The organism is Alkalihalobacillus phoenicis, from assembly GCF_047302405.1.
In the GTDB taxonomy this organism is placed as follows: Bacteria; Bacillota; Bacilli; order Bacillales; family Bacillaceae_D; genus Alkalihalobacillus.
The window spans coordinates 1394263-1421214 of record NZ_CP154853.1 but is presented as its reverse complement, the minus strand read 5'-3'; the positions used below and the strand labels follow the sequence as shown (position 1 = coordinate 1421214).

The window sequence follows — 26952 nt, the reverse complement described above, 5'->3', positions numbered from 1 at the left end:
AAAATCATCAAGAGTACTTCCTTATATTGCTATTGTTTTACGACACTTACTAAAGGCTTATCTAATCGGATTAAGTCGGCATAACTTTCGCGCTCAATCACAATAGATGCATCGCCTTCCTCTACAAATACAACGGCAGGACGCGGAATTCGGTTATAGTTATTTGCCATGGAGTAACCGTATGCCCCTGTACAGAATACGGCTAAAATATCTTCATGATTCGCTTTTGGTAATGGCAAATCCCAAATGAGCATATCACCACTCTCACAGCATTTACCGGCGATTGAGTACACCTCTTCAGTTTGCTCAGCTGCTCGATTTGCAAGCACGGCCTCATATTTTGCTTGATATAAGGCTGGTCTTAAGTTATCACTCATCCCCCCATCAACAGATAAATAATGGCGAATTGAAGGGAGTTCTTTAGAAGAACCGATTGAATAAAGCGTTGTACCCGCATCTCCAACTAAGGAACGACCTGGCTCAATCCAAATTTCTGGAAGATCAATATTGTACTCCGTCGATTTTTCTTTGACAACACGGATCATCTCTTTAATATAATTACCAACTGGAAGTGGAGCATCTTCTTCCGTGTAACGGATTCCAAAGCCACCACCAAGATTTAAAACTTGCGGAACATATTGATAATTTTCACGCCATTGATGAATATATTGATAAATCTTTTCAACCGCCATCACAAAACCAGTTGTTTCAAAGATTTGCGAGCCAATATGACTATGGATGCCTAATAATTCAATTTTTTCTGCCTTTAAAGCACGTTCAATTGCTTCACCTGCTTGACCGCTTTCTAAATCAAATCCGAACTTAGAATCTTCTTGACCTGTTGAAATATAATCATGTGTATGAGCCTCAACCCCTGGTGTAATCCGTAACAAAATATTCATCTTTGTTTCTTTCTCTAAACAAATCCGACTTAATTGTTCAAGCTCATAAAAGTTATCAACGACAATACAACCAATTTTTGCTTCAACCGCCATTTCTAATTCACTTAAACTTTTGTTGTTACCATGAAAATGAATGCGCCCCATTGGAACATTGGCCTGGATTGCTGTATATAATTCCCCGCCTGAAACAACATCAAGGCTTAAGCCTAGTTCTGAAGCTAATTGAAACATCGCTAAACAGCTAAAAGCTTTACTAGCGTATGCTACTTGATAAGGTACACCCTCATCTATAAAAGCATCTTGAAATTGTTTAGCACGTTGTTTGATTAAGGCAGTGTCATAAACAAATAAAGGTGTCCCATATTGTTTAGCTAGTTGGACCGTATCAACCCCACCAATTTCTAAATGACCAAATTCATTAATTCGACTCGTTCCATGTGTATACATTTATCTCTCTCCTTTATACGCTCATCATCTCTTTTGTGGAGAACACCCATCATTGTTAAGCCTACTAAAAAAAGGAAAAACAGCTAGTTGTTACACTAGCTGTTTGCTGACGTAACCTCATTCAAAAAGAATAGTTCTCCACTGATCAAAATCAGTGACAGTCCGTTATTTATTCAATAACGACCCAGCTTTATAAATGGTGGTGCATTTATAAGCTTCGGCAAGTTGACCTTTCTACTTAAGTCAGTGCTATCCACTAGCTCTTTAAGTATACTCATTCGCCTTGCACCTCTACCCCACTTTCACATGAGGTTCATGAAATTGTTGCTATAACTTTACCATAATCATACGTTTGTCGCAACTAGATCATTCACCAATTATCAATCATTTTATTCTTTTTTCACATCCTGCTTGATTGGATCTTGTGGGCTTACAATACTCGGTCTCCATCGCATCGAAGGAACATTGGCACGAATAACGAGCTGCCATAATGCTGGGGGATCAAATGGAATAAATGGCCAAAAGTACGGCTTATTTAAAGGCTTAATCGCTGTCAAGCAAAGAATTAGAATAAGCGTTCCAATCACAAAGCCCGGTACTTTAAAAAAGCCGACCGCAAGCACGAGTAAAATCCTGACAATTCGAAGAGCCACTCCTAATTCATGACTAGGGGTTGCGAACATTCCAATCGCCCCTAAGGCAACATACAAAATAACCTCTGTTGTAAAATAGCCGACTTCAATCGCCATTTCCCCGATCAATAATGCAGCTACCAACCCTAATGCCGTCGCTAAAGGAGATGGCGTATGGACAGCAGCCATCCTCAGGAGCTCAATCCCAAATTCAGCAAATAGAATTTGCAGGAGAATCGGAATATTATTTGTTTCCTCAGGACCAATAAAATCTAAACCAGGCGGTAAAAGAGTCGGGTTAATGACAAGCAATAACCAAAACGGAATAATAAATAATGAGGCAAATATCCCAAGTGTTCTCGTCCACCTTAAAAAAGTACCTACAGCTGGTGCTTGTCGATATTCTTCTGCATGCTGAATATGGTGGAAAAACGTTGTCGGTGTAATAATAACGCTTGGTGATGTATCGACCATGATCAACACATGGCCCTCAAGTAAGTGAGTCGCAGCGACATCTGGCCTTTCCGTATAACGAACAAGCGGAAACGGATCGTACCCTTGTCTGACAATATATTCTTCAATCACTTTATCTGACATTGTGATCCCATCTATTTCAATCGCATCGAGCTCTTTTTTTAGAATATTAACAAGGTCTGGGTCGGCAATTCCTTCAATATACGAAATACAAATATCTGTTTTCGAACGAACACCTACCTTAGTAATCTCATGTCGTAATCGCTCATCTCGAATTCTTCGTCTCACTAAAGCCGTATTAATAATAATATTTTCGGTAAAACCATCTCGTGCCCCACGAACAACCCTTTCCGTATCTGGTTCTTCGGGCCCTCGACCTGGGTACGAACGCACATCAATAATAAACGCTTCATCATACCCTTCAACAATGATAAAAATAAGGCCAGAAAGCATTTGAGTAATCGCATTATTGACCGAATTCGTTTCTTCCACTTGAACATGTGTTAAATGATTTTTTATCGTTGCAAAAACTTCCGTCGTTTTTCGATTTCTTGCTCCGAGTTCCATGAGCTCCTTCAAAATTTCAATAATATATAAATTGTCTGTGAGACCTGTTACATAATAGATGCCAATTTTTTTGTCTAATATGACAAGTTCCCGAACCCCAACATCAAATGTTTGGTCAAGACCAAGCCTTTTTTCCAAGTAGGCGACATTCTCATCATAGCTTTTTGAAAAATACTTTTCCTCAACGGTTGGTTTTGTCATAAAATCCACTCCTTTCTAAAATTAGTTGCACCGCCCTTTTTGTAATAGGTGCTCCTTTTTGCACAAGATCAAAACCACCCATTTTCCCGATATCTCCTACACCGACGACTAGCGGCAGTTTAAACTCATCCAATATGTAAAGGGTATCGCCATTTATTCTCCCAATTTCTAAGTCTGGGAATCCTGCTTTGTCTACACCGTATTCAGTTAAGTTCCCAAAACGATCGATGCTCACATCAACTTTTGCCCATTCACGTGAATGAGTCGCGGAAGCAACGGCTATTGCTCCTAACACATTCATTTGCGGATGGTCATAGACAATTCTCATCGCATGCTCACCTAAACCTTCATAACGACTTCCACTATCATCAAACATAACTAAAACAGGACTATTTGGTGTTTTTAAAATAAGTTGCACTAATTCTTTTCCTGTCAAATGGGAAGGGTTTCCTGATGATTGACTGATACAACGCCCCCCTACTTCAGTTGCCGCTAATTGCACGGCCTTTTTGGCTGCATCGTCCCCATCCGTAATAAAGATGACATCACGTTTATCCAACACTTCATTACCCCCTCGGTTTAAAGAAAATAGCAGCTAAAAAACTAAACAAAATCGTTGATGAAAGACCGACAGATGTTACTTCAAACATCCCCATACCAATTCCAATAAACCCTTCTCTGCCACCTTCAAGCATGGCACCATGGACAAAGGAATGACCAAAATTGGTGATCGGAACAAAGGCCCCTGCTCCGGCAAAATCAATTAAACGATCATATAAATGAAACCCATCTAATAAAGCACCTAACGTGACTAGCACACAAAGAGTATGGATCGGTGATAGTTTCCCTAGATCAAGCAATGCTTGTCCTAAAAAACAAATAAGCCCTCCTACAAGAAAAGCCGCTACATATTCCATACTTTATCCCTCCGTTTGAAAGGAAATCGCATGAGCAATACATGGAATCGATTCCTTTTGATAAATCATAAAAGGATTTAATAAAGCGCCGGTCGCAACAACAAGTAACCTCTTTAATTTCCCTTTTTTCATTTCATTAAATAAATGCCCAAAGGTGACGACCGCACAACATGCCGCCCCACTTCCTCCAGAAAAGACACTTTGTCCAGGATCATATATCATCACACCACAATCATCATAGTTTTTTGGAAGAGTAATTCCCTCATCTTCCAATAGCTTATGCAAAATTCCAGATCCTACACGTGCTAAATCACCTGTGACGATTAAGTCATAGTCTTCCACCGTCGTATTTGTATTTTGTAAATGAGTTTTAATCGTATCTGCAGCTGCTGGAGCCATGGCCGCTCCAAATTGAAAAGGATTTTTAATCTCGTAATCAATAACTTTGCCAATCGTTGCCGAGTGAATGCGAATCTGATTTTTTTCATTGCTTATCAAACAAGCTCCCGCCCCTGTCACTGTAAAAGAAGAAGTTTCCGAACGTTGGACTGCAAACTCTGTTGGGTAACGAAATTGTCTTTCTGCCGTAGAATGATGACTACTCGTCGCAACTAGTACCGAATCGGCATGATCTCCATCAAGCAATAAAGCCCCGATGGCCATCGCTTCCATCGAGGTAGCACATGCAGAAAACACCCCTAAATAGGGAATAGGTAAATCCTTTGCTATGTAATTAGATGTCACCATTTGATTCAATAAATCACCCGCAATAAAAAAATCAATATCGTCGATTTTTCTTCTTGCTTTTTCTAAACTAATTTCAATCGCTTCTTTCATCAATTTCCGCTCCGCCAATTCCCATGTTTCAGCTCCACAATAAAGTTCATCATAATATTTATCATAGCTTTCTGTTAACGGACCTTCCCCTTCTCTTGGACCAACAACTGTCCCTGTCGATTGGACATAAATAGGAGTTTTATAAACCCATGTTTGTTTTTTAAAACGCATCACGACAACTCCTCTACTCAATTTCTCTTAGTTAATAATAAATTGGATTAATAAACGAATAAGACCGACAATATAAGAAGCTAGAACACCAAAGGCAATAATGGCTCCCGTCAACTTGAACATATGAGCCCCTACCCCATAAACTAACCCCTCACTTCGATATTCTAATGCTGCACTCGTCATCGCATTTGTAAAACCTGTGACCGGTACTAACGTTCCCGCACCTGCATATTGTCCGAATCGGTCAAAAATTCCTAAGCCTGTTAATAAAGCCGTGATGACAATAATCGTCGATAACATTAAACTTCTCGCTTCGATTTCATTAATAGCTAATGACGAAAGATAGAAATTACTAATCCATTGCCCTGCCATACAGATAAGTCCACCGATACAAAACGCTTTAAATCCCTTATTTAAAAAACCTCGTTTCGGTTGAAAAAGCTCAATGTTTTTATGATATTGTTGAATTTGTTTTGAGTTTGCCATCATAGGAACTCCTTTATTTAGTTTAAAGATGCCAGTTATTTTTATGCTGCCTGATCTGGTACAGCAATAAGAAAGCCTGAACCTACGTGCCAGCTCACTGAAAAGTGTTCTACTCGTTAAATTATGGTTACATTAGTTAGCTTACTCCACTCGCTGCATGCCCTACGCCGGGAGCCTCCTCGCTAATGCTGCGGGGTCTCCCGTCCTTCACTAGTCCCGCAGGAGTCTCCGGGCATTCCACTCGCTCCGCTTTGGTCATCAAAAAACGATTCGAGCTAACTATTAGCAAATAACTTTGAATGAAATTATTTCTCTTCTAGTCATAGAATCCTATTTTTTCAGTGGTTTTATTAGTATGTGACATCCTCCCTATTTCATTCTTAGGCATTTATCCATTAAGAAGATCAAAAAACGCCATTCATTATGAATGACGTTTCACTTTTAAATGTTATTGTCTCAACTTTCGCAGAGTATGATTGACTCTTAACCGTTGATAGAGATTGATTTTAGGGCGATACCATACTCAAATTGACTTTACATGGACGATTCAATCGTTGACAGTCTGAACACATCTCTTCGTAGGCTGTTGAAGGAATCTGTTCACTAAAATGAAGCGCTTCCGCTGTCGCGACCAAAACCATACTCCGCTAAGTGTAGGGGAGATGCTTGATGATATGGCCATTCTCAATCAGCTATTTCTAACGCAGAAGGACCTTCTTCTTCACTTTGTTGGTTATGGAACTAAATAGGGAGTTGCCACCTATTTTTTTCCTAAGTCTGCCGTCATGAAAAGACAGGATTCAAATCGAAACCAGCTCGATCATCTAGCTAACGTACAGAGCATCCACACTGATTTGTTTACAACTGTAACGGAATGAGTCATGGAAGGAGAAAAATCATTCTCAAGCTAATGCCCTTTGAAGTCATGACTGTTTTTTTATTCAATGAGAAAACCGAACCTAGATTCGATTCCATTATCTAGCGGACAAACAGACACGCAGACTCCCGCAGGAATAAACCGTCCAATGAGACCCCGCAAGCGTGAAACGCTGAGGAGGCTCATGAGGTTCTCGGCAAGGACGCGGAGTGTCTGTTTGGGAGCGACCGCCAGAGGGCCTATTATTGTGTGATAGTGCGTTCTCGCTTTTCAAACGTGTCAAGGGCATTTGTTTAAGAGCTTCCCTTTCGCTTTGCCAACTAGTTGAACGGATTTTCTCGATGCGAAAGTTGAGTTATTGTTTAATCCATTTTAAGATTTCTTTTGGTGTTGCATTTTTGCCGTACATTAGAATGCCTGTTTTAAATACTTTTCCTGCTAGTTTCATTAACAGCCAAATCGAGACAAATAAAATCACTAATGAAATGATGATTTCAATCCATGGCCATTGTTCGAGCATCGAGAGGCGAATAATGAGGACACCTGGTGCTGTGAAGGGAACATAACTTCCAATTTGAGCAATCAACCCTTCTGGATCAGCCAAAATCGGTCCAATTAAAATAAATGGTAACCAAGGTAACATAAAGACAATCCCTTGGAAGTTACTAGTAGAACTCACTTCATCGACAGTTGCTCCGATTCCAACAAAAATTGACGCAAATAATAAGTAACCCGCAATCGCGATTACGACAAGGACAAGCAATTCTGGTACGAATAAATAACTTAATAAAGGAAAATCGACATACCAGACAAGGAAAGGTAAAATCAGAACAATCCATCCTGTTACTTGAATGATTCCAAGTGCAAAGTAGCCGATGATTTTTCCTTGCATCAAATCATATGGTGTAATCGAGGACAAAATCATTTCTGACACTTTTTCTTTCTTTTCCTGTGAGGCACTTGTAAAAATCATCATCCCTGTAATAACAACTGAAAATAAGATGACCCCAGCAAATATTCCTGGAACTAACCGCTCTAAAAATGAAAATTCACTTGCTGCTGCTTCCGTTTCTCCACTACCATCGGCCGGATTACTCTCTTGAACTTGCGGCTCAAAAACAATTGGTGCGGTTGCTACAGTCGCTTCTTCTACTTCAAAACCTAATTGCTCTAATTGAATTTGTTTCAGTGACGATTGTAAAGCCTGTAAAACATACACATCCGCTTCACTCAAATCATCGCTCATGTGAACGGGAATATGCCCCGTCAAAATTTCTTCTTCTGTGAGCGAAAGATAAACACTATTTTCTAGTTCTTTTAATTCTTCTAACATTAAACCTTCGTTAACGATATGATCTTCTACTTCCCAATTTAAAGCCTCTAAGTTAAGTTCATTTTCTAGTTCAGCCCATAATTCCAATGGATCGTTTATATAAACATTTAATGCCGCCTCTTCTCCATCACCACCACTAAATAACATAGGAATGGAGAAGAATAAAAGAAATAACAACGGTGTGGATACAATCGAAATAATGAATGATTTATTTAATAAATTTCGTTTAATTTCCCATTTCGCCACTTTTAAACTATTACGCATTGAGAAACTCCTTTCCATTCAACCGATCAGAAGCAATATCAATAAAAATCTCATGCAAAGAAATACGATCAATCGTTAATTCTTGAATATCGAGTTCAACTGACAAATGTCTAATCCAATCATTGATTTGAACATCTTTCGTTAAAAATAGTGTGGAGCGCTCCCCTGTTTGTTCAACACGTTCAACGTTATTTAATCGTTCTAAGGTGGAAAGATCGTTTTCTCCAATAATCGTACATTTAAAGTTCGCAAATTTCCGTTTTACTTCATCTAAAGAACCATAAATCACTTTTTGACCACGGTGAATCATAAATAATCGATCACAAAGCTCCTCAACAATATTCATTTGATGAGACGATAATAAAATTGCTGTTCCGTTATTAGCCAATTGTTTAATTTCTTTTTTGAACAACTCTTGACTGACTGGATCCAATCCTGAAAAAGGCTCATCCAAAATTAATAATTCAGGTTCATGGATAATCGAAGCGATAAATTGAACCTTTTGAGCCATTCCTTTAGAAAGCTCCTCTATTGAACTTTTATCTTTCCCTTCTAATCCTAACCTCTTTAACAAATCTAGTGCTCGCTCACGGGCTTTTTTCAGCGGATAATCTTTTAAGTCAGCAAAATAAAGAAGTAAATCAATCACCTTTACACTTTTATATAACCCACGTTCCTCGGGTAAATAGCCAATTTTCGCACGTGGAACATGTTTGACTTGTTCTCCCAAAAAGCTGATTTCTCCTTCATCCGGATACATAATCCCCATGATGTTGCGGATAGAGGTTGATTTCCCGGCACCATTTGGACCAAGAATCGCCATAATCTCCCCTTTATGTACTTCAAATGTAATATCTGAAATGACTTTTTTGTCTTTAAACGCTTTGCCAAGTCCTTCTACTTTTAAAACTGGCTCCATTTCTCATCTCCCTTTCTTATTCTCATATATGTGTATACGTCCTTTCTCAAAAAAGGTTTCAACATATTCGACTTACACTCAGTTTCCTCATTTACCATTTACTCCTTTTTCCGCACCAATCTGATAAAACTTTTTTTAAACTTTGCCGATTCGTTTCTTAATTATCACGGTTATTAGAACCTTAATCCGAGCAACACACCACTTTCATTACTAATTCAAGTTTATTTGAACCCTTTTTCCGCTATCTACATACAAAAAAACAAGCCTATATGAAATAAAAACTAGGCTTGCCTTTAAAAATACTTGCTCACTTTAACTAACCTTCTACCTCATCAGTCATCACTTGTTTCATCTGTTCTAGAATTTTCTTCTCTAATCGAGACACTTGTACTTGTGAAATGCCTAATCGTTCGGCTACTTCCGATTGAGTTTGGTCTTTATAATAGCGAAGATAAACGATTAAACGTTCCCGTTCCTCCAAATCACGAATCGCCTCTTTTAAAGCGATTTTGTCAAACCATCTCGTCTCCGATTGATCGGCAATTTGATCAAGCAATGTAATCGGATCCCCATCATTTTCATAGACAGTCTCATGAATGGAAGAAAGCGATTTGCTAGCCTCCCCTGCAAAGACCACCTCTTCTGGAGGAATTTCTAAATGTTCGGCAATTTCATTTACAGTTGGAACACGCCCGAGTGATTTCGTCAGCTCGTCTTTTACTTTCCGAATTTTATTGCCTAATTCTTTAATTGAGCGACTGACTTTAACCGTCCCATCATCTCTTAAAAAGCGCTGAATTTCTCCGATAATCATCGGAACGGCGTATGTTGAAAATTTCACATCATAGGACAAATCAAACTTATCGACTGATTTAATTAAGCCAATACAACCAATTTGAAATAAATCATCAGGATCGTAACCACGATTCATAAACCTTTGGACAACAGACCAAACGAGCCTCGTATTTCGATTGACGATTAAATCTCTTGCTTCTTGATCGCCAGCCTGACTTTTTTCGATTAAAGACTTTACTTCCTTATCCGACAACTGCGCCTGCTTCTTTTTGGTTTGTTTCACCTCTACATCCATAGGCACGACCCCTTAATTAAATATGGCTTTAGTTTTAGTAAGGTGCTTTTTCAAATAAATCGACGTGCCAATCATCGGTTCAGAATTCACTTTCATTTCATCCATAAAGTTTTCCATAATCGTAAAGCCCATTCCGGAACGCTCTAATTCTGGTTTTGTTGTGAATAAAGGTTGTTTCGCTTCTTCAATATCGGTAATGCCCATTCCTTCATCACGAATCGTTAATTCAATCGTTTGGTCATCCAAAACGGCATGAATATAGACCATTCCTTCTGGATCATTTCCATAGCCATGAATGATCGAGTTCGTAACGGCTTCTGAAACGACCGTTTTAAGTTCAGTCATTTCATCCATAGTCGGATCTAATTGGGCGATAAAAGCTCCGACCGTCACACGAGCAAACGATTCATTTTCACTTTTGGCAGAAAAACGGATTTCCATTTCATTTTTTGACATTTAAGCCACCCCTAACGTTTGAAGTGCAAACTGTTCATTTTTTTCTAAGCGGATGATTTTAAATAATCCCGACATTTCAAATAAACGCTTAACAGCTGGAGAGATCGAACAAACGACCATTTCCCCACCTAATGCTTTGACATATTTATATCGCCCTAAAATCACTCCAAGCCCAGAACTATCCATAAATGAAAGCTGCTCTAAGCTTAAGACAATATGTTTAACTTGAGTTTGCTTTAGTTTTTCTTCCACTTGTGTTCGGAGTGTTTCTGCCGTATGATGATCCAATTCTCCTTCAAGACGAACGAGCAATACCTTATCCTTATGCTCTAAATCAATGATCAAACTCATCTGATTCAACTCCCTTTTTTTCCTGACTTTTTTAATTGCTAGAGAGTAGTTCGCCTTTATTTTTATAAATCCCTTCTCGCCTGACAAAACTAGATCGTTTTCGAAAAAAGTAGTGTTTTTTTTTAATTTGCTCCGAATTTCGATAAAACTCGTTTAAATAATTGCCACCAAGAGGCACTGTCGACATCTTCTCCTGATACAAGTGGGGACTCACTTAACACCTTCCCGTCTTTTTCAAGGAATAAAGTGCCTAAAGTATCTCCTTTTTGAATCGGTGCTCTTACATCTTCCTTCCATTCAATTCGTTCGACAACATCATCTATGTTTTCACCTTTTTTCGTTAGAAGAGAAATCGATTCACTCGTTAAAACAGGAACTTTCTTTTTATCTCCTTTAATCACTGAAATTTCTTCAATCAGATAATCCCGTTCATACATCGGGTGTGTCATGTATTGACTGAATGAATAGTCGAGCATTGCTGTAATTTGGGCATTTCGTTCTTTTGGTGTTGGTGCTCCCATAATAATCGTGATGACACGCATTCCATTTTTTTCAGCTGTTGCCGTTAAACAATACATGGCTTCTCTTGTAAAACCTGTTTTTAGTCCATCGACCCCAGGGTAGAATTTCACTAGTTTATTTGTATTCACCAACCAAAACTCTTTCTCTGTTCCTTTACGCAAATAATCCTCATAAATACTTGTGAACTTTGTAATATCTTCATACTTTAAAAGCTCTTTTGAAATAATCGCGAGATCATGCGCCGTCGTATAATGATCGGCAGCTGGGAGCCCATTTGAGTTCATAAAATTCGTATTTTCTAAACCTAGTTCCTTCGCTTTTTGATTCATCATTTTGATAAATTCGTCTTCCGTACCCGCAATATGTTCGGCCATTGCTACAGATGCATCATTTCCAGAAGCAATCGCAATCGCTTTTAACATATCCGTAACCGTCATTTCTTCACCTGGCTCGAGGAAAACTTGGGAACCTCCCATCGAGGCCGCATTTTCACTCGTGCGGATCATATCTTCATATTTTAAGGCCCCTTTATCAATCTGTTCCATAATTAGAAGCATCGTCATGATTTTAGTCATACTTGCTGGTGGTAGTTTTTCATGACTATTTTTTTCAAACAAAACTTGCCCCGTATCCCTTTCGATCACAATCGCTGAGGAAGAGTGTTCAGCCAATTCAGCCTGCTGCTTCTCTTCTGCTGCTTGTGCTAATGGAGCAAAGAAAAAACTAATTAAAATACTTAAAACAATAAATCCTTTGAATTTCTTCATAATTGACCCTCCGACTTAACATTTTTCTTTGAATTTTGAGGACGTTTAAATACTACCGACGTCACAACTCACTACTTTCCAGTTTTTCCAGTAAACGAGTTTCCTATACGAATGATTCGTTTAATTAAAAGTCTTCAAACAGGAGAAATTTTTTAGAAGAATTGCTTTTTTAATTCAAATCGAGCTATAATAAAACCAAGTAAATAAATAGGAATAATGTATTTTAAAAGGGAGTGTTAAATGATGAGAAAAGAAAATATCACGATAACAGTCGGTACAAGAGAATTATCTGCTGTTTTTGAATCCCAATATGAGTATGAGCCGCACATCCACCCTCTCATCCTTTTTATTCATGGATTTGCCGGCAACAAAGTCGGGGAACATCGGCTCTTTGTGAAAGCCGCTAAACATTTTCACCGCTTAGGTTATGCGACATTACGATTTGACTTTTCAGGTTGTGGAGAAAGCTCTGGAGACTACGAAGACGTGACCGTCACAAAACAAATAGAAGAATTAAAAGCCATTATCAATCATATAAAACATGTCTATAAAGTAAAGGACAAAAACCTCATTTTATTGGGCCATAGTTTAGGTGGTGGAATTGCCGCTTTAACAGCAAGTGAAATCACAGGACTACAAAAAGTGATCCTATGGGCACCTGTTGCAAACCCTTATGAAGAGATTCTTTCCATAACAGGTGAAAGTGCCGAAACACTTGCAAAATCGAATGGACTCTTTGATTTTTCTGGTTTTTTATTAAGTGAAGAATTTTTCAATGATTTAAAAAAACATAGACCGCTCGAAAACATCAAACGTTATCAAGGTGATTTGCTAGTTTTGCATGGAGAACGTGACCAAGACATTTCCGTTCAAAATGTAGCTAAGTATCAAGAAGCTTTTTTAACTCATCATTCACCTGGCCTATTTTCAGCAGAGTTCATTTCATTTGCCGATCACACTTTTACAAATAGCAATTGGGAGCAAGAATTATTTAAAAAAACAAGTGAACATCTGGCTTACGGTCCAAAAGTAAAGAGCAACAATCTGTGAAAAAAGAACCAATCAGAAAAACCTAATCATGTTTCCGGCCTGAATTCAAGCTTGCTAATACAGTTCGAGAAGGAAGCTCAGATTAGCCTTCTCCTTATAAAATTGGTACAATTAAATGGAATAGGTAAATGATTGAAGGAGGAAACTTAATGTATATCGTAACGAATCGAATCAAAATCAAAAAAGGCTTTGCTGAAAAAATGGCCCCTAATTTTACCAAACCGGGTCCCCTTCAAGAAATGAAAGGCTTTATCAAAGTCGAAACGACGATCAGGCAAAACATAGAAGAACATGATGAATTAAGTGTCAATATGTATTGGGAAGAATTAGAAAACTTTGAAGCTTGGAAAACGAGCGATGCTTTTAAACAAGCTCATGCAAGACCGAAATCAGATTCAAATGAAGAGAAAAAAGACTCGCCAATGCTCGGCAGCGAAATCGTGATCGCCAAAGTCGCCACAACGATTGAAGCAATATCATAAGCCCTTTTAAAAAGCCGATAGATTCATCGGCTTTTTGTATGCCTCATCTCTTTCTTTACTCACAACATTCACTCTCTGACTCTTTATTTTATAGTTACGATTTTTTTGAAGAGCACTTTTTCTTTGTGATTCTGCGTTTTGTTGTCTCCCTCCTTGTTTGGATACCTCTTTTCTCGTCGCTCCTTCCCTTTTGTTGTCTCCATCTTTTTTGCTAACCACTACCCTTTACTTTTTTCTCGACTTCCAACCCAAATAACCCCAATAAGCATGATGCCTACTGGGGTTATTCATATCATCGTTATTTCGTAATTACATTTAATGTCACTTCTACATTGCCTCGTGTTGCTTTTGAGTATGGGCAAAAGTCGTGAGCTTTATGTACAAGCTCATTTGCTTCCTCATCCGATACACCTTGAACGAGGGCATTTAATGTAACGGCAATTTTAAAACCACCATCACTTGAATCCTTTACTAAACTTACTTCGGCTTCAATTTCAGATTCGATTTCTTTTTTTGCCTTTGATGCCATTAAATTTAAAGCACCATCAAAGCAAGATGCGTAACCTGCGGCAAATAATTGCTCTGGGTTTGTCGCATCGTTAACCTCTTCCCCTGCTTTTGGCATCTTTAATTTTAAATCAATGACACCATTCTCTGATTGAACATGTCCTTCACGTCCACCATGTGCTTTTGCTTGTGCTGTTAAAATTGTATCTCCCATTATCTAAACCCCTTCCTAATTTAAGAACACTCTGTTTAACTATTCACTTTTTCAGTCATAATTAAACACCTTTATATTAATTCGACAAAAAAAGATCATACCCTTCTAAAAAGAGTATGATCGATCCATTTTTAATGTTTGATAATCTCATGAATGAGTGTAGGAGGGGTCACTAACTCATTTGTTAATCGATACGCATCATAGATAATTTGTTGTGCTTCTTCTACCTGCTTGTCATTACTATGTAACGTAACAAGTGACTCTCCTTGTTCAACATAATCACCGATTTTTTTGTTTAAAACAAGACCAACTGCTAAATCAATTTCAGCCTCTTTTGTTGGTCGACCTGCACCTAACTTCATAGCGGCCGTTCCAATCTTGTCGGCGATGATTTCCGCTACGTAGCCGCTTTTTGGTGATGGAACTTCTAGCTTATAAGTGGCCACTGGTAATTTTTCAAGCTGATCAACAATCGAATCGTCTCCACCTTGAGCCCGAATAAATGTTTTAAAGGTTTCAAGAGCTTTGCCGCTACGAATCACTTCTTCAAGCTTAGTCCTCGCTTCTTCAATCGAACTTGCTTTTTCAGCTAAATAAACCATATAACTGCCTAATGTTAAACATAATTCATGTAAATCATCTGGGCCTTCCCCTTTTAACAGTTCAATGGCTTCTTTCACTTCTAACGCATTTCCAACCGTTCGTCCTAAAGGTTGATTCATATCAGAAATAATCGCCATCGTATTTCGACCTAGTTCATTCCCAATCTCGACCATTGCCGTCGCTAATTCTTTCGCTTGTTCGAACTCCTTCATAAAAGCACCAGAGCCAACTTTTACATCTAAAACAATCGCTTCTGCCCCAGAGGCAATTTTTTTACTCATAACGGAGCTTGCAATGAGCGGAATCGAATTAACCGTTGCGGTCACATCACGTAAACTGTATAGCTTTTTATCAGCTGGTGTTAAATTATTCGTTTGACCAACAACCGCTACTTTATGTTCATTTACTTGTTTTAAAAACTGTTCCGTGTCCATTTCAACCGAAAAACCTGGGATCGCTTCGAGTTTATCAAGAGTTCCCCCTGTATGGCCTAAACCACGACCCGACATTTTCGCAACCGGTACCCCTAATGAAGCAACGAGTGGCGCTAAAGCAATCGTCGTTTTATCACCGACACCGCCAGTAGAATGTTTATCTACTTTTATTCCTTCAAGCGAAGATAAGTCAATCTTATCGCCCGAATCGACCATCGCCATTGTCAATTCAGCCCGCTCTGCTTTTGTCATATCTCGAAAAAAGATCGCCATTGATAAAGCTGACATTTGATAGTCAGGGATATCGCCTTTAGTATAATTAGAAATAATAAAACGAATTTCGTCTTTTGTTAGCTCGATTCCATCTCTTTTTTTCTCAATTAAATCAACCATCCTCATCTAGCATCCCCCGTTCACAATTTACATTTTTTTGATTGTCTCTTTTACTAATTGAAGAAAATCATTTTTTACTCGTTCCGTCGTTTCAATAACTTCATCATGTGATAATGGCTGTGGTAGAATCCCTGCTGCCATATTCGAAATGCATGAAATTCCTAAAACCTTTAAGCCAGTATGACGAGCTACAATCACTTCTGGAACCGTAGACATTCCAACGGCATCTCCGCCAATTGCTCGAATCATGCGAACTTCTGCCGGAGTTTCATAACATGGACCTGTGTTGGCCACATAAACACCTTTTTGAACTTTAATTCCTAATTCATCGGCAACTGACTCGGCAACCTCACGTAATTGTGGGCAATAAGCTGTTGACATATCAGGAAAACGAACACCTAGTTCTGGATCATTTGGTCCAATTAATGGATTTTGGTACATATTATTAATATGATCGGTAATTAGCATTAAATCTCCAGCTTCAAACTCCATATTAACTCCACCAGCAGCATTGGTAACAATTAATTGTTCAACCCCTAGCTCCTTCATAACACGGACAGGATATGTCACATGATCTAGTGGATAACCTTCATAATAATGAAATCTCCCTTGCATGGCGACCACATTTTTTCCTTTTAATTCACCAAATACAAGTTGACCTGCGTGCCCTTCAACCGTAGACACCGGAAAATGAGGAATATCTGAGTAAGAGATCTTAATTGGATTTTCAATTTCATCCGCTAATAAACCAAGTCCTGAGCCTAAAATAAGACCCATTTTTGGTACTTGAATTTTTTTCTCTTTTAAATAATCGACTGTTTCTAATAATTTCACTTTAGTTGTCATTTTTATAATCCCCCTATAACTCTTTTAAAAAGCTCGTTCCTAATTTCGGTAAAGCAACAGCAAAGTTTTCAGCAATCGTGGCCCCTATGTCGGCAAATGTATCTTTTACTCCTAATGAAGTTCCCGATTGTTGATCTTTTGTATACGTTAACAAAGGTACAAATTCTCTCGTATGATCCGTTCCTTTAAAAGTCGGATCATTGCCGTGGTCTGCCGTTATAATTAATAGATCTTTCTCTTTTAATTGATTCATTACTTCAATTAATTGTCGGTCAAATTGTTCTAAAGCTTCACCATAACCGATTGGATCTCTTCTATGCCCATATTTCGCATCAAAATCTACGAGGTTTAAAAAGGCTAATCCTGTAAAATCTCGCTCCATCACGTTAAGTAATTTTTCCATGCCATCATCATTTGAGACGGTTCGAATCGCATCAGTAATTCCTTCGCCATCATAAATATCAGAAATTTTTCCTAAGGCAATCGAATCAAAACCACCATCTATTAATTCATTCATTACAGTACGATCAAATGGTTTTAAAGCGTAATCATGTCGATTAGCCGTTCGCTCCCATGCGCCCTCTGCTCCAATAAATGGTCTCGCAATAATTCGCCCTAAACGATAAGGAGGTTTGAGCGTCATTTGACGAGCTTTTAAACAAATTTCATACAGTTCTTCTAAAGGAACAACCTCTTCATGAGCCGCAATTTGTAAGACCGAGTCGGCTGATGTATACACAATTAAATCTCCTGAGCGGACATGTTCTGCCCCTAACTCATCTAAAATTTCTGTTCCAGATGCGACTTTATTCCCGATTATTTTTCGACCTGTTTCTTTTTCAAGTTGCTCAATCAAATCTGGAGGAAAACCTTCTGGAAACACCTGAAAAGGTTCTTTAATATGTAAGCCCATAATCTCCCAATGTCCGGTCATTGTATCTTTCCCACTTGATGCTTCTTGCATTTTTCCATAATGACCAATTGGTTGTTCGACTTTTTCTACCCCTTTAATCGGTTCAATATGGGCTAAACCCAATTTCGCCATAGTTGGCAGCTTCAACCCATTCATCGCCTTGGCAATATTCCCTAAGGTGTGCGAACCAACATCACCAAATTGATCCGCATCTGGAGCTTCTCCAATCCCAACGGAATCCATGACAATTAAAAATATTCTTTCATAATCTCTCACTAATAAATCCCTCCAATTTCCCATTCTTTTCATTATGTTATTATACCCAACTCTCTCAATACGAACAAAAGCTGAAACGTCAGAAGTCTGACCTTTGATTGTAAAAAAGAAAATTTATCCTCACCAATTCCTCCTTTAGGCACGTGGATGGAACTGGGAATAAACATCTTTTAATCTCGTTTTTGTCACATGAGTATAAATTTGAGTTGTTGATATATCAACATGTCCAAGCATTTCTTGTACCGCTCGCAAATCGGCTCCATTTTCTAATAAGTGAGTGGCAAATGAATGCCTTAACGTATGGGGAGATAATTCTTTTGTTATCCCAGCATCCTTTGTTAATTGCTTTAAGATCTTCCAAAAACCTTGTCTCGTTAATGGTCGCCCGTAATGATTCACAAATAAGCTATCATGTTGATTCTTTTTTAACAAGGGACCTCTCGCTTTATCCAAATAACGCTCGATTTCCTTTACAGCTGTACTGCCTATAGGAATAATTCTTTCTTTATTACCTTTTCCAATACAACGAATAAAGCCCATTGATAAATGAATATCACTTAAACTTAATTGGGTCATTTCAGTTACCCGGATCCCTGTTGCGTACAAGAGCTCTAGCATCGCCTTATTTCGGATTTGGATTGGTTTCGTTCCATCCGCCATTTCTAGTAAAGCCTCTACTTCTTCTAATGCTAATATTTTTGGGAGTCGTTTTGAGGCTTTTGGCATTTCGATTAAATCAGATGGATCATGCTCCAAATGTCGTTCCCTCACTTGATATTGATGAAAGGCTCGAATTGTTGATAATGTTCTAGCAAGTGTCGAAGCGGCTTTTCCTTGTTCTTTTAAGAAAAACAAATATTGCCGAATGGAATCTCGTTTAACCGCTTGGTAGGAGGTTATTTGTTCAACCTTTTGTAAGTATCTTTGATAAGCAATCAAATCTCGTCGGTAGGACAGTATTGTATTTTCGCTTAATCCTCGTTCAATTCGAATATACTCGATAAAATCAGTTATCATTTTATCCAAAAGTAAACGCCCCTCATTATTATTCACCTAGACGGTAGAACCACATTAATCGATTAGTCATGGTATCCGGTTCAGCTGAATCCATTTGAAAAACTTTGACCGCTTTTCCAAGTGGCTCATCGTATCGGTGCATGCTTTCATACTCGGCACTTATCCATAGAATACCATAATAAAACAAAGCTGTGCATCCCATAAATATGATAAATACTTTTAATGTTTGTCCGACTAAAGCGATTTTCGATTGAAACATTGCCTCGTCCCCCTTTAATTATAAAGCGAAGTCCGTTTGGGCAGAAGCGAGAATACTAAGGAACAACGCTAAGTTCGCGACGTCAATCACCACGCCTTGTACCCACATCCTGTGGGCAAGGGCGACTGTTGAAGACGCTTTTTGTCTTCATAAAGACGACCGATTTTTCTCGAGCTTCTAACGGACGCAGCTAGCCTGATAAAGCGAAGCCTGTTTGTTTATAAGGCCCCCTGTTACAAGCTATGCCAAAAAGGGGAACGAATATACCAATCGAAAGAAATAATTGGTCTAACTTTCCGTTAAAACCGAAAAAAGCCTTCTTAATAAAAAGAAAGACTTTTTAATGTATACCATTAAACGGTTTCCGTATTCTTTTCATTTTCCGCGTCCTGCTTTTCTTTGTCATGACAACGATAGCAAATCCCATGAAAAGTAAGACGATGATCTTTAATTTTAAAGTTAAAGTCCCGTTCAACGATTGCTTCAACATCTCCTAATAAATCCTGTTGAATTTCATCAACGGCTCCACATTCTATACATACTAAATGATGATGAAAATGAGCGGCACCTTCCTGGCGTAAATCAAATCTAGAAACCCCATCACCAAAATTAATTTTATCGACGATTTTTAAATCTGCTAGAAGTTCTAATGTGCGATATACAGTCGCCAAACCAATCTCTGGTGATTTTTCTTTAACGAGGAGGTAAACATCTTCTGCACTTAAATGATCTTCCTCATGTTCCAATAAGACACGTACAGTCGCTTCACGTTGTGGTGTCAATTTATAACTCTGTGAGTGTAAGTGCTTTTTAATACGCTCTAATCGCTTTTCCATCTCTAAAAGCCTCCCCTCTAGCATCTAACCTTCCTTTATTATAATAAGTGGGGAATATCGTGTCAATCGATAATGATTATTATTTAGAACTAGATATTTATTATCATATTAGAATTATTACATGAAAGAACTAATTACAAACTTCATTAACAAGGGTGATAAATAGGCCTCACAAAAAGAAGCAATCCCCACCGCAGCACCGATACATAATATTAAAAAGGAATAACGCAAAAATTGCGGAAAGAACGGCATCACTTGTTTTCGTAAAAATTGCTGACGAATCATCTTTATACAAAAGGCTGTACCCGCGGTCCCAACAATAATAAAAACGGGAACTAAAATAAAATTTTGTGGCATCACAGCGACAAATGAAAGCATAAACCCTTGTAATCCAAGTTGATTGACTAAAAAGCCAACCGTAAACCCAACAACAACCCCTTTTATAAATAACAAAATGAGAATGACAGGTAAGCCAATAATCGATAATCCAAGCAGCCACATTAAGCCAATGTATTTTGCATAATGAATAAAACTCTGACTAAAAATCTCAGAGGATGCAGCCACATGACCTTCTGAAACTTGTCCAAAAAACTGCATTAAATACAGATTCAAATCATGTTTTTGCGTTAAGCTCATACTATTGACAACAATCGCCCCAAAAATAATTCCCATTAAAAATAAAACGGTCGTAAACAAATAGATAGAACGATTTTCTTCCAAATGTGCGGCAATGACTTGCTTGAATCCACTCGTTCTCATTTAAATCCTCCCTCTCCATAACCACTTATTCAAACTCTATGAAAGAGAGAGTAAATCTATGACTAGAAACTCGTAAAAGCTCCTAGGTTTGTTTATCCATTTTGTAACATTCTCATATATTGAACAGCGTAGATCGTCTTCGCATCGTGAATCTTTTGCTCTTTAATCATTTGCTCTGCTTCTTCCAGCGATATTTCTAAAACGTCTAAAAACTCATCAGCATCTAAAGATATTTCACGTTTTGTTAACCCTTCTGCCACATAAATATAAATCAATTCGTCCGCAAATCCAGGTGACGTATAAAAAGAAACAATAAATTCCATACTGTCAGATACATAGCCCGTTTCTTCTTGTAACTCTCTTTTGGCGCAAAGTAAAGGTTCTTCATTTACATCAAGCTTACCAGCTGGAATTTCGATAATGACTTTTTCTAATGCTTTTCGATATTGACGCACCATGACAATTTTTCCATCGGATGTAATCGGGATAACCCCTACCGCACCAGGATGTTTAACAACTTCTCGTTTACTTTGTTCACCATTAGGCAGTATGACATCTTCAAGTTGTAAGGAAATGATTCGTCCTTTGTAAATATCTTGTTTCCCTATTGTTTTCTCTATCAAATGATCCAAAACTATCATTCCTTTGTTCTATTTTATTTTTCTCGCTCATAAAAGTGTATCACAAGCTGTTTCTTCAGTCGCATCCAATCGATTTCATTTTAAATTTTTAATAGAAGGAGACGATTCATTTGAAAATATTTGTTCATGCAAATGGTGTCAGACTAACAGGGAAAGCGTGGGAAATTAAGGCGAAATTAAAAGAAGCTAGTCAACATTATCACTACGTCAAAGAATGGAGTGAGACCGTTTACCCACCCAAGCCTAAGCTCACTTTAGTTGATTCAGCAACAGCTAAAAAGAAAATGGGATCATCTTGAAACGTTCGCCCCATTGTTTTAATTTCTTGCCCATAAAAATGAAACGCTTGCTCGATAATCGGTTCTTGCCCTTTCAACTCTGACCAGACAATATCATGTTCGACCAATGAATTTTCTTGGCTTAACTGTTTTTCAATTAATTGCTGATCGGAGGTTTTCATTTCAGGAAATGGCAAAATGGAACGTGCATAAGTAAATTGAAACAAAGCCGTTCTCGTATGATGGCTTAACCCTTGTTGTCTTTGTCGTTTATCATGGAATGAAAGTCTCGGAATCCAGACTGGGATACCATCTAACGCTCCAATTACATTAGCCCATTTTGCTTGTTCAATACCAGAAAAACCATATTTTGTACCCGTGCCAACAACACCTGGTCCAACAGACACGACAACTAAATCGGCTTCTAGATATTGGGTCGCAAATTGTAAGGCTGTTTGTAAGGTCGTTGCCTCATACATGCCACCAAACGCTTGACCAATTGTAATGGAATAAAAATGTTCATATGAATGAAGCTTTTGTAAATGCTCACTAACGGACAAAGCTAACGCTGCTTGATCATCAAAAATGACACATACTTTTGCCTCTTGATGTAGGAGCTGAGCGATTGAAAAAACAAGTGGGACCATACTATGGAGCTCTGCTAATAATATTTTCTGCTCACGTAAGGTAAACTTTTCCGAAAAGAGGGAATGAAATGGACTTTCTTGTGATTCAACGGCCATCACACTATGCTGCATCGGAGTATACCTCAATTTCATAATATGGCCATTATCTTCAGAATGCTCATAATCACTTGACTTTTCGTAGTTAGCTTTCACAAAATCATACCCACCCGTACCAAGCCGTAATAAAGAGGCTGTCACATTAACTAAAACGACATCCCCTTTTTGAACAGGATTTGTAAAAGCCTTATATAAAATCGCCTTTTTTGAAAACTGATCCGTCTCGAGCCACTGTACCTGCTTATCCTCACTAATAACCCGAAGGACTTTTACCAGCTCCTCACGATACATATACTCACCCGCCCTAATCCCAGAATACTACTAGCATATCTCAAATTTATGGAATTTATGATCTGAAATGAAAAAGTAAAGCTAAGGACAAACAAGTATTACTCATATTGGAGAATGATGAGGAAACGGAAAAGCCTCTTGCAGAATGGCTCAAACTCTTTAATCTGAATGTTCCATGCACTTGGCGTTTATGCGACCTTTACTTTGACGTCGAACTCTCCGCTTATTCGGCTTATTCTTTCCAGCTCGCTTTGCTTTTACGTCGAACCCTCTCTTATTCGGCTTATTCTTTCCTACTCGCTTTGCTTTTACGTCGAACCCTCTCTTATTCGGCTTATTCTTTCCAGCTCGCTTTGCTTTGACGTCGAACCCTCTCTTATTCGGCTTATTCTTTCCAGCTCGCTTTGCTTTGACGTCGAACCCTCCGCCTATTCAGCTTATTTTTTCCAGCTCGCTTTGCCTTTACGTCGAACCCTCTCTTATTCAGCTTATTTTTTCCAGCTCGCTTTACTTTGACGTCGAACCCTCTCTTATTCGGCTTATTCTTTCCTACTCGTTTTACTTTTACGTCGAACTCCCTCTTATTCGGCTTATTCTTTCCAGCTCGCTTTACTTTTACGTCGAACTCTCCGCTTATTCGGCTTATTCTTTCCAGCTCGCTTTGCTTTTACGTCGAATTAATCTAGCCCCCTAATTCCCGCTCTCTTTTCAAAAAAAAAAAGAAAGCAGTACATATATACTACTCTCTTTTAGACAACAAAGGCTCAATACTATGTTCGAGCATTTCTTTATTCACTTCACCTTTAAAAACATCTTTAATAATACCTTCTTGATTAATCACATACGTCCTCGGAAATCCAGTTGTAATATGATATTCTTCATATACCTTACCTTCCTCATCAAAAAAGACAGGTAACGTTAATCCAATTTCTTCTATAAATTCAGGAGCATCCGTTAAAGTTCGTTCAAACTTTTGCATATTAATCGTTAATACTGTGACATCATTGCCGTACTCTTCATCTATCTCCATTAAATCCGGCATTTCTCTAATACACGGTTCACACCACGAAGCCCAAGCATTCAATACAATGACATCACCAAAAAAATCACTTAAACTTTTTGTCTCCTCTTTATACATTGGCAATGTAAAATCAATCGCTTCCATACCTGGTTCATTTCCTACCTCAATTCGGTCTGTTATAAAAAAAGTCACAACAATCCCGATAATAGCTGCTGTAATTATGATAATTGTTACGAGCTTATTCACTTATGCGTCCCCCTCAAATATCCTACTATCTCATTATAGAAATAGAAGAGAAACGGAGCAAGTATATGGAGTGACTATTTTGTTACAGCTTAGATCCACGGTCCCCCTTAGACGGAGGCATCTACCCAAAATCATTTCTAATCCAAACCTTCAACCACATAAAAAAGCTAATGAAAGCCACTAGTTAGCCTTCATTAGCTCCTATTTATTTAGTTTGTCTTTGATTCATTTGAATATAAACGAAAACTCTCAAACTCTATTATCCTACGACTTATTTTTTAAGAGGCATCCTCGGTAGAATCATTTTTAGCTTTTAAGTCCTGAGTAGGATCATTTTTAGTCTTTAATTCCTCAGATAACTGGTCAATCGACTGTTTCACATTCCCTTTTCCAGAGAAATTTTCAATCAGTTCCTTGACATCAATACCAGATGATTCTTTTAAAGTTGTTTGTAGAGTAGACATTAAGTCCGTCGCATAGGACGTTACTTTATTAGCCCCACTCCCTTCACCATTTCCACCTGTATCCACAACCGTAATCTTATCAATATTAGAAAGCGGACTCGCAATTTCTTTTGCGTAATTAGGTAACATTTCCAAGATCATATCAAGCATAGCCGCTTGACCGTACATTTCAAATGCTTCAGCAATTTTCTCTTTCGCTTCGGCTTCGGCAAGACCTTTAAGTCGGATAACTTCGGCTTCACTTTCCCCTTTTGCTCTTTCCGCTTCGGCATGTGCTAAACCATCGACACGTACCTTCTCAGCTTCTGCTTTTGCCATTGCTTCCACACGATATTTCTCGGCATCGGCTTCTGTAACTTGTTTCCACTTCGTTGCTTCTGCCGCCTGTTCAACAGCATAACGATCGGCATCGGCTTTTTTCTTCACTTCTGAATCATATTGACGCTCTCGTCTTTGAATCTCTTTTTCTTCTAATTCAATTTGTTTTTGACGCTCAATAATTTGAACTTGCATTTGTTGCTCCGTTACTTCCTGTTTCGCTCTTGCCTCTTCCAAGTGATACGATTGGTCTGCTCTCGCTTTTGCTTTATCTTGCTCTGTTCTGAATTCTGCAACTTTTAATTGATTCACTTTTTCCGCTTCGGCAATTTCTGTCGCTCTTTCTAATTCAGAGCGTTTGGCTTCTTTGCTTGCTTCCGCTTGTTTAATTCTTGTTTCCTTCTCCGCTTCAGCTGTTGCAATATCAGCGTCTCGTTTAATTTGAGCAATTCTTGGCTTACCAAGTGACTCTAAATAACCATTGTTATCTCGTAAATCTTTAATCGTAAAGGAAACGATGATAAGACCCATTTTTGCTAAATCTTGTGAAGCTACTTTCTGAACCTCTTGTGAAAAACGCTCACGATTTCGATAAATCTCTTCTACCGTCATCGTCCCTAAAATGGAACGCAAATGACCTTCTAGTACTTCCTTCGCTTCTTGCTCACGCTCTGCTTTAGGTTTTCCTAAATATTGTTCCGCAGCTGTAGCAATTTCTCCAATCGAGCTACCAATTTTAATGATTGCAGTTCCATCGGCAATAACCGGAACACCTTGCTCCGTATAAACTTCTGGCGTTTGTACATCTAGTTTACTAGATAATAGTGTTAGTGGTTCCGCTTGTTGGAAAACAGGCAAGACAAACGTACCACCACCACGAACAATTTTTATTTTATTACCGATCGCATCGGTATTAACATTTTTTGAACCTAAAAAACTTCCTGTCACGATTAACGCTTCATCGGGACCAGCCGTTCGATATTTCGTAACAAAAACAGCTACTAATGCAATCACAATCGCAACTACTAAACCTATAACAATAAAAGGTGCTTCTAACATTTTTTAGCCTCCACTATCCATTTTTTATACATCTAATTGCTCGTTTTCTCGCTCTGCTACATAGAGAATTCCTGCTTGAATATCAATCACAATCACTTCTGTACCTGAAGCAATCGCTGGACCTTCAAAGCTTTTAGCTGACCTTGAGATATGACCACTATGATCTCTAATCATGATTTCACCAAAACCGTCCTCTGGAATCGAAATAATAACCTCAGCAATTCGTCCGCGTAAATCATCTTCACTATAACCTAACGTCGCCTCTGCATTGGATAATGGCACAAGAATAAAAACATTTAATAATGTGACTAACAGTAAGGCAACCCCAATCGAAATCGCGATAATAACAAAGGAATTAATCGGTAAAAACTCTAATAAATATCCAGAAGCACAGAAAAAGGTAAGAAATGACAGAACGAGTACAGGGTTGAAAATTCCATCAAGAAACCCAAGAATAGCATCTAAAAAATCGCTCAGAAGTAAATAAAGAATCGTAATCGCTGCTCCGATAATTAAACCAATAAAATATATCTGTTGGATATCCTCCATGGTTCTCCTCCTCTCGTTCTCATAATTGGAAATCCTTTAGCGTAATTAAAAGGTCTTCCTATGTAGGCAATACCTCCCTTCATTTGTATTTATTAACTAATAATCTATACGTTCTAGTTTAAAAAATGTTTCAGTTGAACACAATTAAATTTTAAAAATTTATTTTATTTTAATTTTCAAAAAGGCTTGCATTCTCATTTTATTTCCATTACAATCAATAAAAATTCAAATATATGGATAAAGCATAGATAAAGAAGAGTAAACAATTTGCGGCAGTTAAGAGAGCTGGTGGTTGGTGTGAATCAGTCTGCAACAATTGTTGAATGGGCTTTGGAGCTTTCAGGCTGAACGAATAGTAGGACTTGACGAAACGCCTTATCGTTACAAAAGGCAGCGTATCGAAATGATCTTTATTTCCGTACGTCGATAAGTGCGTTTTTTAATAAAAACGAACAAAGGTGGTACCACGGGTCTCCCGTCCTTTTTTTGAGGACGGGAGACTTTTTTATTTATATAATGAAAAAACCTAAAAGGGGATAA

Annotated in this window: 29 protein-coding genes, 1 riboswitch and 1 other annotated feature; of the genes, 3 read left to right on the top strand and 26 right to left on the bottom strand. The window is 38.2% G+C overall.

Annotated features, from left to right (window positions below; translation table 11 throughout):
• Window positions 1-29: 29 nt before the first annotated feature.
• From lysA to AA0017_RS06695, 12 genes are all read right to left on the bottom strand, one after another.
• Complete coding sequence (gene lysA / locus AA0017_RS06750) at window positions 30-1349, bottom strand: diaminopimelate decarboxylase (protein ID WP_413380312.1); 1320 nt, start codon at window positions 1347-1349, stop codon at window positions 30-32.
• A 123-nt stretch (window positions 1350-1472) separates the two neighbouring features.
• Window positions 1473-1651, bottom strand: a riboswitch (Lysine riboswitch).
• Between the two features lie 87 nt (window positions 1652-1738).
• Window positions 1739-3223, bottom strand: coding sequence for a spore germination protein (locus AA0017_RS06745; RefSeq protein WP_413380311.1), 1485 nt, complete (start codon window positions 3221-3223; stop codon window positions 1739-1741).
• The gene (locus tag AA0017_RS06740; protein ID WP_413382440.1) at window positions 3204-3782 is read right to left on the bottom strand and encodes a stage V sporulation protein AE; all 579 of its coding nucleotides are present in this window, start codon (window positions 3780-3782) and stop codon (window positions 3204-3206) included. Before AA0017_RS06740 ends, AA0017_RS06745 begins: the two co-directional genes overlap by 20 nt.
• A gap of 7 nt (window positions 3783-3789) precedes the next feature.
• Complete coding sequence (gene spoVAE / locus AA0017_RS06735) at window positions 3790-4140, bottom strand: stage V sporulation protein AE (protein WP_413380310.1); 351 nt, start codon at window positions 4138-4140, stop codon at window positions 3790-3792.
• 3 nt (window positions 4141-4143) lie between these two features.
• Window positions 4144-5148 carry a stage V sporulation protein AD gene (gene spoVAD, locus AA0017_RS06730; RefSeq protein ID WP_413380309.1) on the bottom strand — a complete coding sequence of 335 codons (1005 nt, stop codon included), beginning with the start codon at window positions 5146-5148 and terminating at the stop codon, window positions 4144-4146.
• 27 nt (window positions 5149-5175) lie between these two features.
• Window positions 5176-5634 (bottom strand): stage V sporulation protein AC, encoded by a 459-nt coding sequence (gene spoVAC / locus AA0017_RS06725; RefSeq protein ID WP_413380307.1) that lies wholly within the window; start codon window positions 5632-5634, stop codon window positions 5176-5178.
• Window positions 5635-6866: 1232 nt separating this feature from the next.
• A complete protein-coding gene (locus AA0017_RS06720) occupies window positions 6867-8108 on the bottom strand; it encodes an ABC transporter permease (protein WP_413380306.1) in 1242 nt (413 codons plus the stop codon).
• Window positions 8101-9027 carry an ABC transporter ATP-binding protein gene (locus AA0017_RS06715; RefSeq protein ID WP_413380304.1) on the bottom strand — a complete coding sequence of 309 codons (927 nt, stop codon included), beginning with the start codon at window positions 9025-9027 and terminating at the stop codon, window positions 8101-8103. Before AA0017_RS06715 ends, AA0017_RS06720 begins: the two co-directional genes overlap by 8 nt.
• A gap of 316 nt (window positions 9028-9343) precedes the next feature.
• Window positions 9344-10117, bottom strand: coding sequence for an RNA polymerase sporulation sigma factor SigF (gene sigF, locus AA0017_RS06710; protein ID WP_413380302.1), 774 nt, complete (start codon window positions 10115-10117; stop codon window positions 9344-9346).
• Window positions 10118-10129: 12 nt separating this feature from the next.
• A complete protein-coding gene (spoIIAB, locus tag AA0017_RS06705) occupies window positions 10130-10573 on the bottom strand; it encodes an anti-sigma F factor (RefSeq protein ID WP_413380301.1) in 444 nt (147 codons plus the stop codon).
• A complete protein-coding gene (spoIIAA, locus tag AA0017_RS06700) occupies window positions 10574-10924 on the bottom strand; it encodes an anti-sigma F factor antagonist (protein WP_003324817.1) in 351 nt (116 codons plus the stop codon).
• 122 nt (window positions 10925-11046) lie between these two features.
• Window positions 11047-12213 carry a D-alanyl-D-alanine carboxypeptidase family protein gene (locus AA0017_RS06695; RefSeq protein ID WP_413380300.1) on the bottom strand — a complete coding sequence of 389 codons (1167 nt, stop codon included), beginning with the start codon at window positions 12211-12213 and terminating at the stop codon, window positions 11047-11049.
• A 243-nt stretch (window positions 12214-12456) separates the two neighbouring features.
• Here AA0017_RS06695 and AA0017_RS06690 point away from each other — a divergent pair, with 243 nt between their 5' ends.
• Together AA0017_RS06690 and AA0017_RS06685 are read left to right on the top strand one after the other, a co-directional pair.
• Window positions 12457-13263: an alpha/beta hydrolase family protein gene (locus AA0017_RS06690; RefSeq protein WP_413380299.1), complete on the top strand. Its 807-nt coding sequence runs from the start codon at window positions 12457-12459 to the stop codon at window positions 13261-13263.
• 149 nt (window positions 13264-13412) lie between these two features.
• Entirely contained in the window at window positions 13413-13745 is a 333-nt protein-coding gene (locus tag AA0017_RS06685) for a heme oxygenase (RefSeq protein ID WP_413380297.1), read from the top strand.
• A 6-nt stretch (window positions 13746-13751) separates the two neighbouring features.
• Here the strand turns inward: AA0017_RS06685 and AA0017_RS06680 are convergent, their stop codons facing one another.
• From AA0017_RS06680 to AA0017_RS06635, 10 genes are all read right to left on the bottom strand, one after another.
• A complete protein-coding gene (locus tag AA0017_RS06680) occupies window positions 13752-13964 on the bottom strand; it encodes a hypothetical protein (protein ID WP_413380296.1) in 213 nt (70 codons plus the stop codon).
• 79 nt (window positions 13965-14043) lie between these two features.
• A complete protein-coding gene (locus tag AA0017_RS06675) occupies window positions 14044-14466 on the bottom strand; it encodes an organic hydroperoxide resistance protein (protein WP_413380294.1) in 423 nt (140 codons plus the stop codon).
• 131 nt (window positions 14467-14597) lie between these two features.
• On the bottom strand, window positions 14598-15902 hold the full coding sequence (locus tag AA0017_RS06670; RefSeq protein ID WP_413380292.1) for a pyrimidine-nucleoside phosphorylase: 1305 nt from the start codon (window positions 15900-15902) through the stop codon (window positions 14598-14600).
• Between the two features lie 21 nt (window positions 15903-15923).
• Window positions 15924-16742, bottom strand: a complete 819-nt coding sequence (locus tag AA0017_RS06665; protein ID WP_413380291.1) for a purine-nucleoside phosphorylase — start codon at window positions 16740-16742, stop codon at window positions 15924-15926.
• Between the two features lie 13 nt (window positions 16743-16755).
• Window positions 16756-17955, bottom strand: a complete 1200-nt coding sequence (gene deoB, locus AA0017_RS06660; RefSeq protein ID WP_413382437.1) for a phosphopentomutase — start codon at window positions 17953-17955, stop codon at window positions 16756-16758.
• A gap of 111 nt (window positions 17956-18066) precedes the next feature.
• Window positions 18067-18957 (bottom strand): site-specific tyrosine recombinase XerD, encoded by an 891-nt coding sequence (gene xerD / locus AA0017_RS06655; protein ID WP_413380289.1) that lies wholly within the window; start codon window positions 18955-18957, stop codon window positions 18067-18069.
• Window positions 18958-18976: 19 nt separating this feature from the next.
• Entirely contained in the window at window positions 18977-19207 is a 231-nt protein-coding gene (locus AA0017_RS06650; protein ID WP_413380287.1) for a YqzK family protein, read from the bottom strand.
• 353 nt (window positions 19208-19560) lie between these two features.
• Window positions 19561-20043, bottom strand: a complete 483-nt coding sequence (locus AA0017_RS06645) for a Fur family transcriptional regulator (RefSeq protein WP_003321575.1) — start codon at window positions 20041-20043, stop codon at window positions 19561-19563.
• Window positions 20044-20160: 117 nt separating this feature from the next.
• Window positions 20161-20802, bottom strand: coding sequence for a stage II sporulation protein M (spoIIM, locus tag AA0017_RS06640; RefSeq protein WP_413380286.1), 642 nt, complete (start codon window positions 20800-20802; stop codon window positions 20161-20163).
• Window positions 20803-20894: 92 nt separating this feature from the next.
• The gene (locus AA0017_RS06635) at window positions 20895-21434 is read right to left on the bottom strand and encodes an NUDIX domain-containing protein (protein WP_413380285.1); all 540 of its coding nucleotides are present in this window, start codon (window positions 21432-21434) and stop codon (window positions 20895-20897) included.
• A 119-nt stretch (window positions 21435-21553) separates the two neighbouring features.
• On the opposite strand from AA0017_RS06635, the gene mciZ reads away from it, so the two are divergent.
• Entirely contained in the window at window positions 21554-21742 is a 189-nt protein-coding gene (gene mciZ / locus AA0017_RS06630; protein ID WP_413380283.1) for a Z-ring formation inhibitor MciZ, read from the top strand.
• On the opposite strand, the gene AA0017_RS06625 is transcribed toward mciZ, so the two are convergent.
• The 4 genes from AA0017_RS06625 to AA0017_RS06610 form a co-directional block, all read right to left on the bottom strand.
• Window positions 21673-22755, bottom strand: a complete 1083-nt coding sequence (locus tag AA0017_RS06625; RefSeq protein WP_413380282.1) for a DUF3866 family protein — start codon at window positions 22753-22755, stop codon at window positions 21673-21675. The genes mciZ and AA0017_RS06625 overlap by 70 nt on opposite strands.
• Window positions 22756-23494: 739 nt before the next feature.
• On the bottom strand, window positions 23495-24022 hold the full coding sequence (locus AA0017_RS06620; protein WP_413380281.1) for a TlpA family protein disulfide reductase: 528 nt from the start codon (window positions 24020-24022) through the stop codon (window positions 23495-23497).
• A 278-nt stretch (window positions 24023-24300) separates the two neighbouring features.
• Window positions 24301-25863, bottom strand: a complete 1563-nt coding sequence (locus tag AA0017_RS06615; protein ID WP_413380280.1) for an SPFH domain-containing protein — start codon at window positions 25861-25863, stop codon at window positions 24301-24303.
• Window positions 25864-25887: 24 nt separating this feature from the next.
• Complete coding sequence (locus AA0017_RS06610) at window positions 25888-26412, bottom strand: NfeD family protein (protein WP_413380279.1); 525 nt, start codon at window positions 26410-26412, stop codon at window positions 25888-25890.
• A 236-nt stretch (window positions 26413-26648) separates the two neighbouring features.
• Window positions 26649-26898 (top strand) — a binding site (T-box leader).
• Window positions 26899-26952 lie beyond the last annotated feature (54 nt).

Coding starts and splice junctions, on each gene's coding strand:
- lysA (WP_413380312.1), bottom strand. CDS start 1,349: ATGTATACACATGGAACGAGTCGAATTAATGAATTTGGTCATTTAGAA.
- AA0017_RS06745 (WP_413380311.1), bottom strand. CDS start 3,223: ATGACAAAACCAACCGTTGAGGAAAAGTATTTTTCAAAAAGCTATGAT.
- spoVAE (WP_413380310.1), bottom strand. CDS start 4,140: ATGGAATATGTAGCGGCTTTTCTTGTAGGAGGGCTTATTTGTTTTTTA.
- spoVAD (WP_413380309.1), bottom strand. CDS start 5,148: ATGCGTTTTAAAAAACAAACATGGGTTTATAAAACTCCTATTTATGTC.
- spoVAC (WP_413380307.1), bottom strand. CDS start 5,634: ATGGCAAACTCAAAACAAATTCAACAATATCATAAAAACATTGAGCTT.
- AA0017_RS06720 (WP_413380306.1), bottom strand. CDS start 8,108: ATGCGTAATAGTTTAAAAGTGGCGAAATGGGAAATTAAACGAAATTTA.
- AA0017_RS06715 (WP_413380304.1), bottom strand. CDS start 9,027: ATGGAGCCAGTTTTAAAAGTAGAAGGACTTGGCAAAGCGTTTAAAGAC.
- sigF (WP_413380302.1), bottom strand. CDS start 10,117: ATGGATGTAGAGGTGAAACAAACCAAAAAGAAGCAGGCGCAGTTGTCG.
- spoIIAB (WP_413380301.1), bottom strand. CDS start 10,573: ATGTCAAAAAATGAAATGGAAATCCGTTTTTCTGCCAAAAGTGAAAAT.
- spoIIAA (WP_003324817.1), bottom strand. CDS start 10,924: ATGAGTTTGATCATTGATTTAGAGCATAAGGATAAGGTATTGCTCGTT.
- AA0017_RS06695 (WP_413380300.1), bottom strand. CDS start 12,213: ATGAAGAAATTCAAAGGATTTATTGTTTTAAGTATTTTAATTAGTTTT.
- AA0017_RS06690 (WP_413380299.1), top strand. CDS start 12,457: ATGAGAAAAGAAAATATCACGATAACAGTCGGTACAAGAGAATTATCT.
- AA0017_RS06685 (WP_413380297.1), top strand. CDS start 13,413: ATGTATATCGTAACGAATCGAATCAAAATCAAAAAAGGCTTTGCTGAA.
- AA0017_RS06675 (WP_413380294.1), bottom strand. CDS start 14,466: ATGGGAGATACAATTTTAACAGCACAAGCAAAAGCACATGGTGGACGT.
- AA0017_RS06670 (WP_413380292.1), bottom strand. CDS start 15,902: ATGAGGATGGTTGATTTAATTGAGAAAAAAAGAGATGGAATCGAGCTA.
- AA0017_RS06665 (WP_413380291.1), bottom strand. CDS start 16,742: ATGACAACTAAAGTGAAATTATTAGAAACAGTCGATTATTTAAAAGAG.
- deoB (WP_413382437.1), bottom strand. CDS start 17,955: ATGGGAAATTGGAGGGATTTATTAGTGAGAGATTATGAAAGAATATTT.
- AA0017_RS06650 (WP_413380287.1), bottom strand. CDS start 19,207: ATGTTTCAATCGAAAATCGCTTTAGTCGGACAAACATTAAAAGTATTT.
- AA0017_RS06645 (WP_003321575.1), bottom strand. CDS start 20,043: ATGGAAAAGCGATTAGAGCGTATTAAAAAGCACTTACACTCACAGAGT.
- spoIIM (WP_413380286.1), bottom strand. CDS start 20,802: ATGAGAACGAGTGGATTCAAGCAAGTCATTGCCGCACATTTGGAAGAA.
- AA0017_RS06625 (WP_413380282.1), bottom strand. CDS start 22,755: ATGTATCGTGAGGAGCTGGTAAAAGTCCTTCGGGTTATTAGTGAGGAT.
- AA0017_RS06615 (WP_413380280.1), bottom strand. CDS start 25,863: ATGTTAGAAGCACCTTTTATTGTTATAGGTTTAGTAGTTGCGATTGTG.
- AA0017_RS06610 (WP_413380279.1), bottom strand. CDS start 26,412: ATGGAGGATATCCAACAGATATATTTTATTGGTTTAATTATCGGAGCA.